Below are 15,931 nucleotides of genomic sequence, written 5' to 3' on the forward strand. Positions count from 1 at the left end.
TGAATCGGAGCGGAATCAGAGGGTTGGTTTCGCTGTCCGGCGGAACGCCAGTCCGTAGAGTGGGTTACGCTTCGCCACCCCACCCTCGCGTCCTACTTTGCATGGGGTTGTTTTCGAGATTTTTTGGTGAGAGCGGGGTCGGCGCGGGGAGAGGCATTGCGAATCGCTGCTGAAGCGGAAGCCGGCCGGATAGTCCTGCTCCGGCTTCAACTCCGTCATCTGCTCGCCGCCCAGACCTGCCACTTGATGTCGTCGTCCGGCGTCCCCTTCTTGTACTCCTCGAGCTTGGTCGCTCCGTCGGGCGAGGTGAAGGCGAGCTCGGCGTCGTCGGTGAGGGTAAAGCCCGGCGGCGGGCCGGACGCGGAGAGCGCCGGCGGAACGGTGAGGCTCACGGCAAAAGCAAAGGCGATCGCTCGTCGGCGCGCAGGATGGCAAAGTGCGTTCACGGAAAAAATTCCTCAAATGAATGTGGCGGTGAGCTCGCTGGTTTCACATCGCCGGCACGCTCCCGGTTCACGCGCTACCCGGCGGTATCGAGGCGAAAAATCTTGCTGGCGCGCTCAAATCGGCGCAGGTTTATGCCTGTGGCTGATTTGCGACCAAGGCTGGGTTGTGTCGATGATAACGGCGTCAAAAGCGTTCATTGCGTTCTGCGTTCTGGCGGTGCTCGGAACCGCGCTCGTGATCGGTCCGGCCGAGCTGCGTCGCCTGTTGCCGGGCACCAGCGCCGCCAAGCCGGAAGCGAGGGCCGAGGTCGAGGTGGTCCTGCCCAAAGCCGAAGCGAAGCCGGAAACCAAGCCCGAGGCTAAACCCGAGCCGAAGCTTGCCGACGCCGCGCCATCCGCGCCCGCGCCCGCCGCGTCCAAGCCCCCCGGCGCCCTGGCTGAGACCCAGACCCAGGCAACGGCCGCGCTCACCGATCTCGCACCGGTCAAGGCACCGCCGGCCGCGGCCGAGGCCGGCCCTCGCTTCGACGTCGCGCGCATCGACGATCACGGCGAGGCGGCAGTGATCGCAGGCCAGGCCGCGCCGGGCGCAAAGGTCGAGCTGCTGCGCGATGGCCAGCCGCTCGACACCGTGGTTGCCGATGCTTCCGGCCAGTTCGTCATGACCCCGCCGCAGCTTCCCGCCGGTTCCTATGAGCTGACCCTGCGCGCCAAAGCGCCCGACGGCACCGTCACACAATCGGGCCGCAGCGTGCCGGTGACGATCGCCGAAGCCGCGCCGCCGCCGGCGCGCCTGGCATCCGCGCGTCCCGACGCAGCACCTGCCGGCAGGCCTGAGACCAAGCCGGATCAGAAGCAGGACATCGTTGCCGCCTTGCCCTCCGTCGCGCCGCGACTTGGCTCGACGCCGGATCGGCCGGTGGTCCACCAGAGAATGATGGGCGCGGTAAAGCCCAGGGTCATGGCCAGGGCCACGGCCGCGGACATCGTGGCCGGCGCGCCCTCGGAGCCCGGCACAAGCCGGGTGATCTCCCGTGGCGACAGCCTGTGGGCCATCAGTCGACTCGCTTACGGCGACGGCTCCCGCTACGCGCTGATCTTCAACGCCAACCGCGCCAAGATCCACAACCCCAATTTGATCTATCCCGGCCAGACTTTTGTCTTGCCGCAAAAGATGAAGTGACGTCAGCGCGTCTTGCGGCCGCGTTCTGCCGCGGAGCTGCGACGCATCTCCTCTCCCTCGCGCGTGCCATGATGCCACCGCCTTGGTTTGACAAAGCGACCGGACGCTCAACGTGCGCGTTGCGACGCTTTGACTCCCGCGCAGCCGGAACCTTTGGTTCCCCAGCGCGTCATTACGGGGCGATGCAGTGCGTGCTTGGCGCGGGAGGAGGGCCAAGTGGTCATGTCGAGATCACGCATGGGACTGGCGATGGCCGGCGCGACCCTGGTGATTCTGGCAGTGCTGCTGCCGAACACGGCGGAGGCACAGTTTGGTCTGCGCGGCGGACCGCTGGGCGTCGCTCGCTTCGCCGTCGGCCACGTGCTCGGCTTGTCGCGCCTGCGCCATGCCCGCATGGCGGTTCGGAGCGGCCGCGACCGTACCGCGGCGCTGAGGTCGCATGACCCGCGCGGCGCTGAGCCTGGCCAACCCGCCAACCCCTACGCCTTGCGGGCTGCGCTCACCGCGCAAGCGGCGCTGTCGGGCTGGCATGGCGGCCGCCGTCCGCAAGGCTGGTGGCGCCATCCCGACGGCAGCTACGGCTGGGCCGGCCCGGTGTTCTGGCCGTTCGCGCATGACGATATCACCACTGCGATCATCTTCGGCGACCAGACCAGCCTCTCGCTTTATGGCTATGGCGACATCTACGCCGCGATCTTCGCGCCTTATGCATCGGCCGAGCTCGTCGCATACACCGAGCCCCAGGGACGTCGTGCGCGCAAAGTCCCGACGGCGCAAAATATCTGCGATGCCAGCGACACCGGCGGTCTTCCGCTCGACCGCATCGTTGCCGCCGTGCAGCCGAACGAAGCGCAGCGCGCGGCGCTCGACGCGCTCGCGACCGCCTGGACCGCGGCGCGCGATACCATCCGCGCCGCCTGCCCGGTGCAGGCGCCCGCGAATGCGGCCGAGCGCCTCGGCCTGATGCAGACCCGCCTCGAGGCGATGATCAAGGCGACGGACGGCGCCGCGCCGGCGCTTGAAAAATTCTACGGTCTGCTCGGCGACGAGCAGAAGGCAAGGTTCAACGTGCTCGGCAAGGACAGCCGTGCTGCGGGCCGCGGCAAGGACATGCCGGCGGCTTGCCAGGCCGGCGCTGAGCCGCAATATGACGAGCAGGCGCAGCGCCAGTACGAGCAGCTCGTGAAGCAGCAATGGCCCGCGGAGGACATCGCCTCCACCTTGCGTCTCGATGACAACGGTCGCGCCCGGCTCGACGTACTCCAGGACACCGCGCTGCGGACCATGCAGACGTTGAGCGCATGCCCGCCGCCGGCCGCGCTCACGCCTCAAGCCCGCCTTATGGCGGTGAAGGCGCGCCTCGAAGCTATGCTGCAGGCGGTCAAAGGCGTGAGCGACGCGCTCGACGATTTCGAGGCGGATCTCAGCGACGAGCAGAAGGCGCAGTTCGAGGCGATGGGGCCGAAGCGCGGGGCGTAAGCGTTTTCGCTGTGCCGACTCTCGCTGCCTCTTGCGCGCTCAACTGTCATCGCCCGCGACCCGGCTACGCCAAGGCTTCCCCGGGGCTGCGGTCCAGGGGCGCCGAAGCTTTAGCGTAGGCGTCAAGCGGGCGATCCAGTGTTCCAGAGGCAGTGGTTATTCATCGAGAGGCCGCGGCGTACTGGATGCCCCGGTCAAGCCGGGGCATGACAGCGGAGGTATCTGGCGCGCGCCTGTGATCACATCCTCCGCCGCGCCGCGGACGCGTCCACCACGTTCTTGACTTCCTCGCGCCAGGACAAAATCTCCATCGCGAGCACGGGGTGGTTAAAACCCTTGAGCTGGAGATCCTCGAGCGCGCGCGCTTCGACCCAAGGTTCGACCATGCCGTAGACGCGGCGGCTCACTACGATCTGGCCGGCCTTGGCTTCGTCGCAGAGGCGCGAGGCGAGGTTGGTGACGCTGCCGATCGCGGCGTATTCCAGGCGCTGCTCGAAGCCGATCTGGCCGAGCGTGGCGTAGCCCATCGCGATGCCCAGGCCGAAGCCGAGCGAGTGGCCGCGGTTCTTCCACTTCTCGGTCAGGGCGCCGATCGCATCGCGCATCTCGACGGCCATCTTCACTGCGCGCTTGGTGTGGTCGGCGAATTGAATCGGAGCGTTGAACAGGATCATCACGCCGTCACCGGCAAAGCGATCGAGGGTGCCCTCGTAACGGAAGATCAGCTCGCCGAGCGCGGCGTGATACTCGCGCAGCACGTTCATCGCTTCTTCCGGCTCGGTTGCCTCGGTGAAGGAGGTGAAGCCGCGCAGATCGCAGAACACCACGGTCACCTCGCGGCGATGGCTGTCGAGCAACGCGTCGTGACCGTCTGAGGAGGCGATGAGCTGGGCGACCTGCGGGGCGAGGAAGCGTTCGAGGCGCTTGATGCGGCCGATCTCGCCGAGCTGCTTCTCGACGCGTTCCTCGAGCGAGCGGTTCCAGTTGCGAAGCTGCTCGGTCTGCTCCTGAAGCTTCGCCGCCTGCTGCTGCACGGTTTCGTGCGCAGCCGCAAGCTCGCGGCCCTTGTGATCGACTTCGGTGAACAGGCGCGCATTGCGCATCGCCAGCACGGCCTGGTTGGCAAAGGTCCGCATCAGGCCGGTAAGGCTGCCGGCGAACTCGCCGCGCGCGCGGCGCAGCACCACCAGCGAGCCGAGGATGCCCTGCTGGTCGATCAGCGGCGCCACCAGCACGGAATGGAAGCCGGCATTGATCGCGACGTCGCGCAGCGGCTGCTCGGCGGCGTGGTCGAGATCGGCCAGCGCGATCGGCTCGCCGCTTGCCGCGGCATCGCTCAGGATGTTCGCGCCTTCGTCGATGGTGACATGCGCGCCCTCGGCGGACTTGTCGATGCCGTCGGCCTCGATGAGGTCAAACTGCCGCTTGCTGGCATCATAGCCGTAGATCAGCACCGCATCGGCATGGGTAATCTCGAGTGCGCGCGCTGCGATGGTCGGCAGCACGGCATTGAGATCGAGCGAAGAGGCGACCGCGCGGCCGACCTCTTCCAGCACCTTAAGCTCGTTGATCGACCGCGCGAGGTCGCGCGTGCGCTCGTCGACCTTGGTCTCCAAGCCCGAATAGGTCTCCTGGAGCTGGCCGGCCATGCGGTTGAACTGGCCGGCAAGCTCCTCCAGCTCGTCGGAGGTGTGCACGTCGATGCGGTGGCTGAAATCGCCCTCGCCGAGCCGGTGCGCGCCGGCTCGCAGCGCGGCAATCGGGATGATCATGCGGCGCGCGAGCAGCGTGCCGGCGAGGATCGCGACCATCAGGCCCATGCCGATCAGGAGCGCGACGCGCACGAGCTGGTCGCGAATTGGCGTCAGCGCCTGCGCAGTCGGCTGCTCGAACAGCACGCTCCAGCCGAGCTTCGGTACGGCGCTTGCGGCGGTCAGCACGGCATGGCCGTTGAAGTCGGTGCCGGACGTATCGGGCTCGCGGCCGGGCGCGATCGCAGCCGCCACATGCGGCAGCTTCGACAGATCCTTGCCGACCTCGGGTCCCCTGGACGACGTCGCCAGCACGCGGCCGCGCGGATCGACCACATAGGCAAAGGCGGCCTTGCCGACCTGCGCGTCGGTGACGAAATCGGAGAGGAAGCCGAGATCGATCTCGGCGACCGTGACGCCGGCGTTGAAACCGGAATGCGCCACAGAGATCGACATGAACGGTGTCCGGCCATCGAAATGGGCCGGTGAATAACTTACGCCACGGGCAACCGTGTCGATGAAGCGCATGTCGCGTGAGAGATCGACATTGCCGCCGGTCGTGGTCGACTGGCGCGAGACGCGCAGCACCTCGCGGCCCTCGCCATTGAGCTGGAAGAGCTGGCTGACGACCGAGACTTGGTGCAGGAGCTGGGCGTAGTCGGCTCTGCGCTTGTCGATGGTGTCCTGGCTCGCGCGGGTGACCCAGCTAATCTGGCGCTCGAGCTCGGAGATCGACTGTTCGATCCGCCGCGACGCCGCTTGCGCCTTGTCCTCCAGCCCGTCGGTCAGCGACGTCTTGGTGGCGCGGTAGGAGATCCAGGTCTCCATCGCGCCGTTGACGGCGAGCACGAACACGACGAGGCCGACGAGGGAGACGACGTATTTCGCGAACAGGCCCTCGCGGAGAAACCCGACCTTGTCTTTCGCCCCTGCCATCCGGATCCTCACGCGCCGCGACCGACGCCGGCGCTATGGGCCGTAGAGGCCCTTTCGGCCTTCTACCACAGTTTGGGCCATGGGGGCCGGTGAGCACGCGTCGTGGTTACCCGCGGTGGACACCATGATCGCCGTCAGGGCGGTGGATTGTTGCAGCAAGTGAGGCGCGCTCTCTCGGGGGAAGCCGCGGAAGGGGCAGCATTGAAGGATGGCTGAAGGTCTCCGCGCCGGCCCCGCCAGTCACCGATTAAAGAGTTGCCGCAGCACGTCGTTCATTGGCTGACTGTCCTGCTGCGCGGCCGGCGGGTCCTCGTGGGCCGGCGGTGTGGGCGATGCCTGCGGCGCCGGCGTATTCGGGCTTGCCGGCAGGCCGCGGCTGGTCCGGCCGGTGCCGGTCCCGCTGGAGAGCCCCTGCTGGATCAGATTGCCGATCGCCTCGCCGAGCGGTCCTCCCAGCAGATTGTTCTGCCCCGGCTGTTGCGCCGGGGGATTGGGGTTGCCGGCCGAGTTGCCGCCGTTGGGCGCGGCGCCGCCGAGACCGAGGCTATCCAGGATGTTGCCGAGCCCGGCGCCGTCAGGGCCGAACAGGCCTTTGCCCATCTCACGCAGCTTAGCATAGGCGGCGTCGGGATTGTCGAGCACGCCGGCCATGTCCGGATAGATCCGCGGCTGCGACCACGAGCCCTGGATCATCACGGGGATGCCGAAGCCGACCGGCTCGGAGGTGCGGCCCTGGCCTTCGGTCGTCATCACCAGCTTCGGCTCGACGCGAAAGCCCATCATCTTGGTGTCGAGTGCGATGGTGCCGGCGCCGGTCACGCGCACCAGCGGTCCGATCAGGTTGAGATCGGTCGTCACCGCCTGGCCCTTGTCGACGCGGAACGAGGCGGAGAGCTGCGACAGGTCCGTGCTCAATTCCTGGCTGTCCTGCCAGCCGGACAGCGTGCCCGTCGTCAGCGAGCGGATCATCTGCGCGACGTTGATGCCGCGGATGGCGCCGTCCTGGAAGTTGGCGAACGCCGTGCCCTGCATGTTCGCCATCAGCGCGCGCTGGCTGGTGCCGGCGCTGCGCAGGGCGAGCTTGGCCTGCAGCTTGCCGTCGAGCCGATCGAAATCGGCAAGTCCCTTCAGCAGCGGCAGGGCGCGCACGCCGACGAGGTCGGAATGCATGGCAAAGCTCGGTGCGCCGCTGGTCGCATCCAGGATCACCTCACCCGAGATATGGCCGTCATAAGCGCCGAGATTGGCGGTGCCGGCTTTCAGCACGCCGCCCGCAAGCTTTGCGTCGAGCGCGAGCGGCGCGAGGCGCGCCTCGCCGATATTGGCCTCATTGGCCGAAATCCTGATCTGCGCATCGACATAGTTGAGCCCGGAGACGTCGATCGGCGCATCGCTCCAGGGCTGGCCGGCTGCGCCCTCGGGCGATTTCGACAGCGGTATGGAAAGCCGCTGGAAGTCGAGATCGACCTTCACCAAAGGCTTGCTCGCAATGTCGACCGAGGCCCAGCCGTTGAAGGCGCCGTCCCCGAGCGCGCCGCTCAGCCCGTTGATCATCACGATCGGCCCATTGAGCCGCATGTCGGCGTGGCCCTTCAGTTGCGAGGTCAGCACTTCGGGCATGTCGATGGCGAAATCCACCGGGATGGTCTGCCGCTCGATCGGCGCCGCCGGCGCGGTCGCCTTGATGTCGAACTTGATCGGGCGATTGCCGGCGCGCGCGGTGCCGGTGAAATCGACCTTGCGGTCGCGGCCGGCGATGGCATCGGCGTTGATGGCGCTGATGCGTCCCTCGACCCGGTCGCGGACACGCGAGAACGCAACTTCGCCATCGGTGATCTTGATGCGGTCGATGGCCGCGCCATCCATGTCCACCGCAACGGCGGCCGGCGTCGACGGCGGATTGGTATTCGGCAGGCGCTCGCGCAGCAGCGGCTGGTAGAGCACCGGATGGGTGATGATGAGCTCACTGATCTTCGGCCGGCCCGACCACACGCTGGACAGCGTCATGTCGGCTTGCACGCTGTCGACCGTCAGGCGCGTGATGCCGCTGCGGTCCTTCGGATCCTGAAGCGTGAGGTCGTTCAGCGTCACGTTCAGCGTGGGCCACAGGCTGACCTTGGTCGTGCCGTCGATCGACAGGCGATAACCTGTCGCGCTCTCGACGCGCGATGCAATCGTCGATGTCAGGAAGCCCGGGGGGATCCCGACCACGAGGAGAAGCGCGATCACGATGATGACGGCGGCAACCGCCGCCCCGGCGAATTTCACTGCTCTCATGTCGACTTTCCAACGATGGACAAGCGGCACCGAACCCGGTCGGTCGCCCGTCTGCGCGGGAGTTTATCCCGGGACGGGAAGCCGCTCCAAGCGGCCAAAAATAGTCAGGAGGTGCTGCAAAGTTATGTGACTTATGACACACTTATCCGGTGCGGCTTTGACGCGATTCTGATGTTGATGGTTCCAAGGGGTTTGCCAACGGATTGCCAAAGGAATTGATAGGCGAATTGATAAGGGAATTTTGAGATGAGCAAGCAGGCCGAATTTGCGGTCATTCTGAAGATGAACCCGATGTTCGCGGATCTCGGGGCCGACGAACTCCAGAGACTGTCCAACCTCTGCCACACTCAGCTCCTGGCGAACGGCGAGGTCCTGTTCCAGAAGGGCGATCCTGGCGATGCGCTGTTCGGCGTGCGCCGCGGGCAGATCCGCATCGAGACCGGCGCCGCCGACGGCAGCCGGCTTACGCTGAATTTCATGGGCCCCGGCGATCTGTTCGGCGAGGTCGCGGTGCTGGACGGCCAGAATCGCACGGCGGACGCGACGGCCGGCGAAGCCAGTGAGCTGTTCGTGCTGCGGCGCGAGGATTTTCTCGCCTTCCTCGAGCGCGAGCCGAAGGTCGCGATCAAGCTCATCGCGTTGCTCTGCCAGCGCATCCGCTGGCAGAGCGAGCGCATGGAGGAATCCATGCTGCAGCCGCTGCCGGTGCGGCTCGCGCGGCGGCTCTGCGCGCTCGCCGCCGATTTCGGCTCCGAGGTGCACATCTCGCAGGAGCAGCTCGGCATCTTCGTCGGCGCCGCACGCGAAAGCGTCAACCGCCAGCTTCAGGCCTGGCGCAAGGACGCGATCCTCGATCTCCAGCGTGGCCGCATTCTCCTGAAGAACATGACGAGGCTGACGTCGATCGCGCGGAATGAGTAGCCAGAGCGAGCCTGGTCCTCCATCTACTCCGCCGGATGCGCGACCTTCTTCGACGCGTGCGCTGCTTCCGCCGGCGCGGCGCCGGGGGGCGAAGCCGCGTGTTGATCCGCGGTCTCGGCATCCTCGCTGTGCACGATCAGCCGCTTGCCGAAGCGCCAGAACAGGACGCCGATGTCGTCCATCACCATGAACATCGCCGGCACGAACACCAGCGACAGGATGGTGGAGAACAAGAGGCCGCCGATCACCGCGAGCGCCATCGGCGAGCGGAATTCGCCGCCGGCGCCGACCGCGAGCGCGCTCGGCGTCATGCCGGCGACCATCGCGATCGTGGTCATCACGATCGGGCGGGCGCGCTTCATGCCGGCGTCGATCATCGCGTCTTCGCGCGTCTTGCCGGCGTGGATCGCCTCGATCGCGAACTCTACCAGCATGATCGCGTTCTTGGTCACGATGCCCATCAGCATCAGGATGCCGATCCAGACCGGCGTGGTGAGCTGCTTGCCGGTGACGAGCAGCGCGGCGATCGCGCCGCCGATCGACAGCGGCAGCGAGAACAGGATGGTTATCGGTTGCAGGAAGGTGCCGAACAGCAGCACCAGCACCGCATAGACCATCATCAGGCCCGCGGTGATCGCGGTGGCAAAGCCGTCGGACAGTTCGTTCAGGCTCTCGGCGTCGCCGGACGGTGAGACCTTCACGCCCTTCGGCAGGCTCTTCATCACCGGCAGCTCGTAGATCTTCTTGGTGGCATCGCCCAGCGCCGCAGAGCCGACGAGATCGGCGGCGACGGTCGCCTGGCGTTCACGGTCGTAGCGGTTGATGCTGGTCGGGCCTTGGTCGAGCTTGACGTCGGCGATGACCGAGAGCGGCACGCCGCCCTTTTCGCCGTGCTCGCCGAGCGGCACGCGGAGCTGTTCGAGCGTCTTGAGATTGCCGCGCGCGGCGTCCTCGAGCTGCACGCGGATCGGCACCAGGCGGTCGCCGACGTCGAACTTGGCGAGCGCGGGGCCGACGTCGCCGATGGTCGCGACGCGGATCGTCTGCGACAGGCTTTCGGTCGAGACGCCGAGGCGCGCGGCGAGGTCGGCGCGCGGCTCGATGCGCAGCTCCGGCCGCTCCAGCGCGGTCTCCGAGATCACGTTGGAGATGGTCGGAATCCGCTTCATCTGCGTCGCGAGCTCGCTTGCGACGTTGTTGACGATGTTGGCGTCGACGCCGGTCACGACCAGCGAGATTGCGCGCAGGCCGTTCTCGTCCAGGAACCAGAAGCGGATGTCGGGGATGTTCTCGAGCTCCTGGCTGATCGAGAATTCGAGCTCGCGCTGGGTGATGTCGCGTTCGGTCTTGGGCGTATAGTTGATGATCAGGGCGGCGCGGCGCACCTCCTGCGTCCCCGGCGGGACACGGCCGCCGTCGACGAAGATGCTCTTCACCTCCGGACGCTTGCGCAGGCGCGCGACGATGTCTTCGGTGACCTTCTCGGTGTAGGCGAGCTGGGTGCCGGGCGGCAATTCGATCGCGAGCAGCGAGCGCGCACTGTCCTGCGCGGGCAGGAAGCCCTGCGGCAGCAGCGTGATGCTCCAGATCGATGCGGCGAAGATGGCAAAGCCGATCACCACGGTGATGAAATAGTGCTTCACCGACCAGGCCACGATCTTGTGGTAGGTGCGCAGCACGCGGCCCGGCGGCGGCTCCGCGTGATTGTGGTGCTTGAGGAAGTAGGCCGCCAGCATCGGCGTGACGAAGCGCGCCGCCAGCAGCGAGAAGAACACCTGCACCGAGACGGTGATGCCGAATTGCTTGAAGAACTGGCCGGCGATGCCCGACATGAAGCTCGCCGGCGCGAAGATCGCGATGATGGTGAGCGAGATCGCGATCACCGCGAGGCCGATTTCATCAGCGGCTTCGAGTGCTGCACGATAAGGCGATTTGCCCATGTTCATGTGCCGCACGATGTTCTCGATCTCGACGATGGCATCGTCGACCAGAATACCCGTCGACAGCGTGATGGCGAGGAAGCTGACGAGGTTAAGCGAGAAACCGAGGATGTCCATCGCCCAGAACGCCGGGAAGATCGACAGCGGCAGCGAGATCGCGGCGATGATGGTGGCGCGCAGGTCGCGCAGGAACAACAGCACGATGATGACGGCGAGGATCGCGCCTTCGAACAGGGTCGAGATCGCCGCCTCGTAATTGCCCTTGGTGTATTCGACCGAGGTGTCGATCAGCTTGAGGTCGACGTCCGGATAGGCGGCCTTGAGCACGTCGATGCGCTTCTGCACGGCGGCGGCGACCACGACGTCGCTGGCGCCCTTGGAGCGCTTGATGCCGAGTGCCACGACCGGCTCGCCGTTGAAGCGGGCGAAGGTGCGGCGGTCGGCGATGGTGTCGGTGACGGTACCGAGATCGTCGAGCCGGACCTCGCCGCCGCCGAACAGCGGGATCATGGTGCCGGTGAGATCGCCCAGCGTCTTGGCGCCGGCAAGCGTGCGGATCGCCTGGTCATTCTTGCCGATCTCGGCCCGGCCGCCGGCGACGTCGACATTGGTGCCGCGCAAGCTCTGGCTGACATTGACGGCAGTCAGCCCCATCGCCTGCAGGCGGTCGGGATCGAGCGAGACCAGGATCTCGCGCTCGACACCGCCGATGCGCTCGACCTGGGCGACGCCGCGCACGCCCTGCAGCGCGCGCTTGACCACGTCGTCGACGAAATAGGAAAGCTGCTCCGGCGTCTTGCCGGGCGAGATCGCGGCGTAGGTGACGATCGGCAGGCCGATCACGTCGACGCGCTGGATCAGCGGCTCGGTGACGTTCTGCGGCAGGTTGGAGCGCACGCGCGTGACGGCGTCCTTGACGTCGTTGAGCGCGCGGTCGGTGTTGGTCTCGAGCGCGAACTGGATCGTGGTGACCGACAGGCCGTCGGTGATCGACGAGGTGATGTGCCGCACACCCTCGACGCCGGAGACCGCGTCTTCAACCGTCTTGGTGACCTGGGACTCAAGCTCGGCGGGCGCCGCGCCAAACTGCGATACCGCGACCGAGATCACGGGAATATCGGCCGAGGGCAGCCGCGTCACCGCAAGCTTGGTGAAGGAGACCCAGCCGAGGATCAGGAGGATGATCGAAAAGACGACCGACGGCAGCGGATTGCGGATCGACCATGCCGAAATATTGAGAGCCATCAGCGTACTCGCGATCGATCGATTTCATCGGCGAAGACAGTCTTGATCTGGTCGCCGTCATGCAGCGAAGAGCCGGCGTCGGCCACGACGATTTCGCCGACGTCGAGCCCTTCCAGGATTTCCGTCGAGCTGTCGGACGTCAGTCCGACCCGCACCTTGCGCGTCTCGACCGTATTGCCTTTGACCACCTGGACGGTGAGATGGTCAATGGCGGTCTTGGGAACCGCAACGCCGCAGCTTCGCTTGGCGTCGATCGAGGCGCGGGCGAACATGCCGACCTTCAGCGACGGATTGTTGGTGACGCTGATGCGGACGCGCCCGAGCTGGGTGGCGCGGTCGATTTCGGGCGACACCAGCCGGACCCGTCCGATCAGATCGGGCGCGTCGTCGCGGCTGATCCGCACGGTGGCGCCGGGGCTGAGCTTGGGCATGTGCACGGCCGGAACCTGCGCGTCGAGCTCGATCTCGCCGTTGACGGCGATGCGGAACATCGGACCCGCCTGCGGCGAGGCCGGCGCACCGACGATGGTGCGGACTTCGGTGACGAGACCCGGCGCCGGCGCCTTCAACGAGATCGGGCCTTGCTGACCTGGCCGTGCCGGCTGGCCCGGAATCTGCGGCGGCGCCGTCAGGCGCGCCAGCTCCTGGTTGTCGGTGACAACGGCGCCTTCCGTGACGAAGACATCGGTGACCCTGGATCCCTCCTGGTCGGCCACGACCACGGCTTCGCGTCGCGGCACGAAGAAGCCGGTCACCCGCACCAGATCGGAGAAGCAGGCGTTGGTCGCCTTCGTCACGACGACGAGCGCCTGGTTCGGCGTTTCCTTCACTTCGGGACGATGCCGATGCTCGAACAAGTAATAGCCGACGCCGAGCGCAATGATGAGCGCCACGGTTGCGGCAGGCTTGAGATATTCGGTGGCCTTCATCGCCGGATCATCCTGGCCTGGCTCACGGCCGTCCGCACGAGGCCTGCTGAGAGCGTTTCCCTGAAACAAAGCGGCGTCCCGCAAGGCTGCGGGACGCGCTCCGAAGGCGAGACTTTACACCACATCACGACGGATCACTTCGAGAATTGCGTCGTGGTCACTTCGATGCGGTGGTCTTGTTTTCCATGTTGACGACCTGCACGCGGCGGTTCACCTCCGCCATCGGCTGGCTCGGATCCTTCAGCTTGCTCTTGCCGTAGCCGACGGTGACGAGGTCGGCCGCGGGGATGCTGTACTTTTCCATGAGATAGCGCTTGATCGAATCCGCGCGGCGCTCCGACAGGTCCTGATTGTAGGCTTCGCCGCCGGCGGCGTCGGTGTGGCCGGCGACCACGAAGGTCGAGCCCTTCAGGTCCGGGCTGGTCAGCGCACGGCCGAGCGCCTGGACCGAGGACAGCGACTTGGCGCTGATATTGGCCGAGTTGTAGTCGAAGGTGATCTCGAGATCGATGTTCGGCTTGTCCTTGGCCACCGAGGCGATCTCCTCGCGCTCGGTGACCGAGAGCGAACGCGTAGCGCGTCCGCGGACGGACTGGAGCAGCTTGGTCTCCGCTGCGCTCGGCGCGGGATCGGCCTGCGGGCCGATCGAAAGGCCGCGGGTGAGGGGCTTCTTCGGCGGCGGCGCCAGGGCGCGAACGATCTCATCCTCGCTGACATTCTTGCTGTTGCCGTCATCGCCCGCGCGCACGGGTGATGGCGCCAGCGACAGGGCGGTGCCAATCGCGAAGATGGAAAGGATCGCGGTAAGTCCCTTTGCAGCCAATCTCATTGCCTGTCCCTCCTGCGCAGCCAGCGCGCGCGGTTCTAAAAAATTTGTGCAATAAGCCCCCAGAAGGCCGCTTGCGGCATCGTCAAATTAGTCGCCGGCGGGGCCGCAGGGTTCGAGGCGCGCCCCGCCTCAGCTCAAAAAAATATCAACGCACTCCGTAACTTGCGAATTCCTGAACGATGTTCGGGTCCATCGCCTTGGCATTGGCGATGTCCAGTGTACCCTCCTGCGCCGAGCCGTTGCGCTGCTTGGCGAGGCCCCGTCCATAGAGCGAGGAGGTCAGGCGCGGGTTGATCTTCAGCGCCGCGTCGAAATCGGCGATGGCATTCTTCACCGCGCCGGATTTCAGGTTGACGAGGCCCCGGCTGTCCAGCGCATCGACGAAATTCGGCCGCAGCCGCAGCGCCTCGTTGCAATCTTTCAGCGCGCCCTGGAGATCGCCGACTACGGTGCGGGTCCAGCAGCGGTTGTTCAGCGCCTCGACGTCCTTCGGATTGATCCGCAGCGTGCCGTCAAAATCCTTGATGGCGAGGTCGTAGGCGCCCTTGCTGGCATAGACTTGGCCGCGCCGGTACAGCGCGTTCACGTCATCGGGGTTGGCGGCGATCTTCGCTGTGAGGCCCTTGATCGTGGGATCGTCAGCCAGCAGGGCCTGACTCGGGCCGCTGTCGGTGCTGGTGCTCGGCGTGGCGACGGGATCGGCCGGCTTCACCGGCGGTGGCGGCGGCGGCAAGGCGGCCTCGACCTGCGGCTTCGCAGATGGGGCCGGGGCCGGCGCGACAGTCGCTTCCGCCGGCGGCTTTGGCGGAGGAGGCGGTGACGGCGGGGCGGGCGGCGCAGGCGGCGGATTGTTGGCGACCACGGCGGGTGGTGGAGCGGGAGGCGGCGGCGTTGTCGCCGCCGTCGGGCGCGATCCGCCGGCGCCTGGAATGAACGAGAAGTCCTCGGCCAATGAGGACGAGATCCAGGGCACCTGCTCGCCGCGCGAGGCGCGCGTGACGCCCATCTTGGTGCGGTTCAGCGTCTCCTCCGCCATCAGGTCGGGGACGCGGATTTCCTTGAGCAACTCCTGGACGAACAGGCTGTGGTCGCCGCCGGCGTCCGAGACCACCGAGGCCAGCGCCGCCGAATACATGACCAGCGTGCCGTTCGGCGCGATGACCGGCGTTAGCCCTGCCGAGAAGCTGCGGAACCGGCGCTCGAACGGATTGCGCCTGGAGGCATCGATCAGCGCGATCTTGACGCCGGCGCCACGGGTGTTGAGTTCGCCGAGGATGGTTTCGATGCTGAAGCCGTCGCGGCGCACGTCCGACTCGGTCCAGATCTGCGCATCGATCGGGATCATGTAGCTCTGGCGCGCCGACTGGATGCCGAAACCGCTGAAGAAGACCAGCGCCACCGCACCCGGCTTGATCTTGCCGTAGAGCTTGTCGAAGGCGCGGCGCATGGCATCGCCGGTCAGGTTCTCGCCGATCTCGACGGAAAAGCCGTCCCGTTTGAGTTCGTCGGCAACATCGCGTGCGTCGTTGATCGGTTCCTTCAGCGGGCTGTCCGCGTCCGGATATTTGGCGTTGCCGATGACCAGCGCAAAACGGTCACCGGCCGCCAGCGATGGCGCGGTCGGAAGCAGCGAGACGAGCAACGGCAGAAGAAAAAGGAAGCGAATTTTCATAATCAGCGCGGTCCAGCCAAAAGGGCGCCGTTCCCAGCTTGCGCCGCGGCGACCTTAACTTACGCTATTTGCATTATCAAACCGGGGGGAGGGGGCGTCAACCGCTTGGAGATTCGGCATTATCGCGACAATTGACCGCGATGCCGCTGCAAGTTGCGAAGGGAATAGATCGGCCGTCACGGCTTCGCTCGACGAAAGTTCGATTCAGGGCCCAAGCCTCTTGGGGGGCGATCCATGTTAGGCCGGCCATGGCGACGAAAGTGTGATTGGTCTCACATGATGGCGCGCGATGCGCCATAGTCCGGCAGCGTTTGACGTTTGCG

The 15,931-nt window shown here is 66.3% G+C and carries 10 protein-coding genes; 3 read left to right on the plus strand and 7 right to left on the minus strand.

Annotated features, from left to right (window positions below):
• Positions 1 to 215 precede the first annotated feature (215 nt).
• Positions 216 to 446, minus strand: coding sequence for a hypothetical protein (locus MTR72_RS28715; RefSeq protein WP_341511625.1), 231 nt, complete (start codon positions 444 to 446; stop codon positions 216 to 218).
• 172 nt (positions 447 to 618) lie between these two features.
• On the opposite strand from MTR72_RS28715, the gene MTR72_RS28720 reads away from it, so the two are divergent.
• Positions 619 to 1,629 (plus strand): LysM peptidoglycan-binding domain-containing protein, encoded by a 1,011-nt coding sequence (locus MTR72_RS28720; protein ID WP_280967760.1) that lies wholly within the window; start codon positions 619 to 621, stop codon positions 1,627 to 1,629.
• Positions 1,630 to 1,851: 222 nt separating this feature from the next.
• On the plus strand, positions 1,852 to 3,108 hold the full coding sequence (locus tag MTR72_RS28725) for a Spy/CpxP family protein refolding chaperone (RefSeq protein ID WP_280967761.1): 1,257 nt from the start codon (positions 1,852 to 1,854) through the stop codon (positions 3,106 to 3,108).
• Between the two features lie 239 nt (positions 3,109 to 3,347).
• On the opposite strand, the gene MTR72_RS28730 is transcribed toward MTR72_RS28725, so the two are convergent.
• Both MTR72_RS28730 and MTR72_RS28735 read right to left on the minus strand, forming a co-directional pair.
• The gene (locus tag MTR72_RS28730; protein ID WP_280967762.1) at positions 3,348 to 5,795 is read right to left on the minus strand and encodes an adenylate/guanylate cyclase domain-containing protein; all 2,448 of its coding nucleotides are present in this window, start codon (positions 5,793 to 5,795) and stop codon (positions 3,348 to 3,350) included.
• Between the two features lie 240 nt (positions 5,796 to 6,035).
• Positions 6,036 to 8,072, minus strand: coding sequence for an AsmA family protein (locus MTR72_RS28735; protein WP_280967763.1), 2,037 nt, complete (start codon positions 8,070 to 8,072; stop codon positions 6,036 to 6,038).
• Positions 8,073 to 8,318: 246 nt separating this feature from the next.
• Between MTR72_RS28735 and MTR72_RS28740 the strand changes: the two genes are divergently transcribed.
• Positions 8,319 to 8,993, plus strand: coding sequence for a Crp/Fnr family transcriptional regulator (locus MTR72_RS28740; RefSeq protein ID WP_280967764.1), 675 nt, complete (start codon positions 8,319 to 8,321; stop codon positions 8,991 to 8,993).
• A gap of 23 nt (positions 8,994 to 9,016) precedes the next feature.
• On the opposite strand, the gene MTR72_RS28745 is transcribed toward MTR72_RS28740, so the two are convergent.
• The 4 genes from MTR72_RS28745 to MTR72_RS28760 form a co-directional block, all read right to left on the minus strand.
• The gene (locus MTR72_RS28745) at positions 9,017 to 12,178 is read right to left on the minus strand and encodes an efflux RND transporter permease subunit (RefSeq protein ID WP_341511626.1); all 3,162 of its coding nucleotides are present in this window, start codon (positions 12,176 to 12,178) and stop codon (positions 9,017 to 9,019) included.
• A complete protein-coding gene (locus MTR72_RS28750) occupies positions 12,178 to 13,107 on the minus strand; it encodes an efflux RND transporter periplasmic adaptor subunit (RefSeq protein ID WP_280967766.1) in 930 nt (309 codons plus the stop codon). The genes MTR72_RS28745 and MTR72_RS28750 overlap by 1 nt, the downstream gene beginning before the upstream one ends.
• Before the next feature lie 157 nt (positions 13,108 to 13,264).
• Entirely contained in the window at positions 13,265 to 13,936 is a 672-nt protein-coding gene (locus MTR72_RS28755; RefSeq protein ID WP_280967767.1) for an OmpA family protein, read from the minus strand.
• Positions 13,937 to 14,081: 145 nt separating this feature from the next.
• The gene (locus MTR72_RS28760; protein ID WP_280967768.1) at positions 14,082 to 15,608 is read right to left on the minus strand and encodes a caspase family protein; all 1,527 of its coding nucleotides are present in this window, start codon (positions 15,606 to 15,608) and stop codon (positions 14,082 to 14,084) included.
• Positions 15,609 to 15,931: the final 323 nt, after the last annotated feature.

Source organism: Bradyrhizobium sp. ISRA442 (assembly GCF_038085055.1).
Taxonomy (GTDB): Bacteria; Pseudomonadota; Alphaproteobacteria; order Rhizobiales; family Xanthobacteraceae; genus Bradyrhizobium.

Excerpts from the sequence above, each read along its gene's own strand:
- MTR72_RS28755 (WP_280967767.1), bottom strand. The coding sequence starts at position 13,936 with ATGAGATTGGCTGCAAAGGGACTTACCGCGATCCTTTCCATCTTCGCG.
- MTR72_RS28760 (WP_280967768.1), bottom strand. The coding sequence starts at position 15,608 with ATGAAAATTCGCTTCCTTTTTCTTCTGCCGTTGCTCGTCTCGCTGCTT.
- MTR72_RS28740 (WP_280967764.1), top strand. The coding sequence starts at position 8,319 with ATGAGCAAGCAGGCCGAATTTGCGGTCATTCTGAAGATGAACCCGATG.
- MTR72_RS28745 (WP_341511626.1), bottom strand. The coding sequence starts at position 12,178 with ATGGCTCTCAATATTTCGGCATGGTCGATCCGCAATCCGCTGCCGTCG.
- MTR72_RS28735 (WP_280967763.1), bottom strand. The coding sequence starts at position 8,072 with ATGAGAGCAGTGAAATTCGCCGGGGCGGCGGTTGCCGCCGTCATCATC.
- MTR72_RS28720 (WP_280967760.1), top strand. The coding sequence starts at position 619 with ATGATAACGGCGTCAAAAGCGTTCATTGCGTTCTGCGTTCTGGCGGTG.
- MTR72_RS28730 (WP_280967762.1), bottom strand. The coding sequence starts at position 5,795 with ATGGCAGGGGCGAAAGACAAGGTCGGGTTTCTCCGCGAGGGCCTGTTC.
- MTR72_RS28725 (WP_280967761.1), top strand. The coding sequence starts at position 1,852 with ATGTCGAGATCACGCATGGGACTGGCGATGGCCGGCGCGACCCTGGTG.
- MTR72_RS28750 (WP_280967766.1), bottom strand. The coding sequence starts at position 13,107 with ATGAAGGCCACCGAATATCTCAAGCCTGCCGCAACCGTGGCGCTCATC.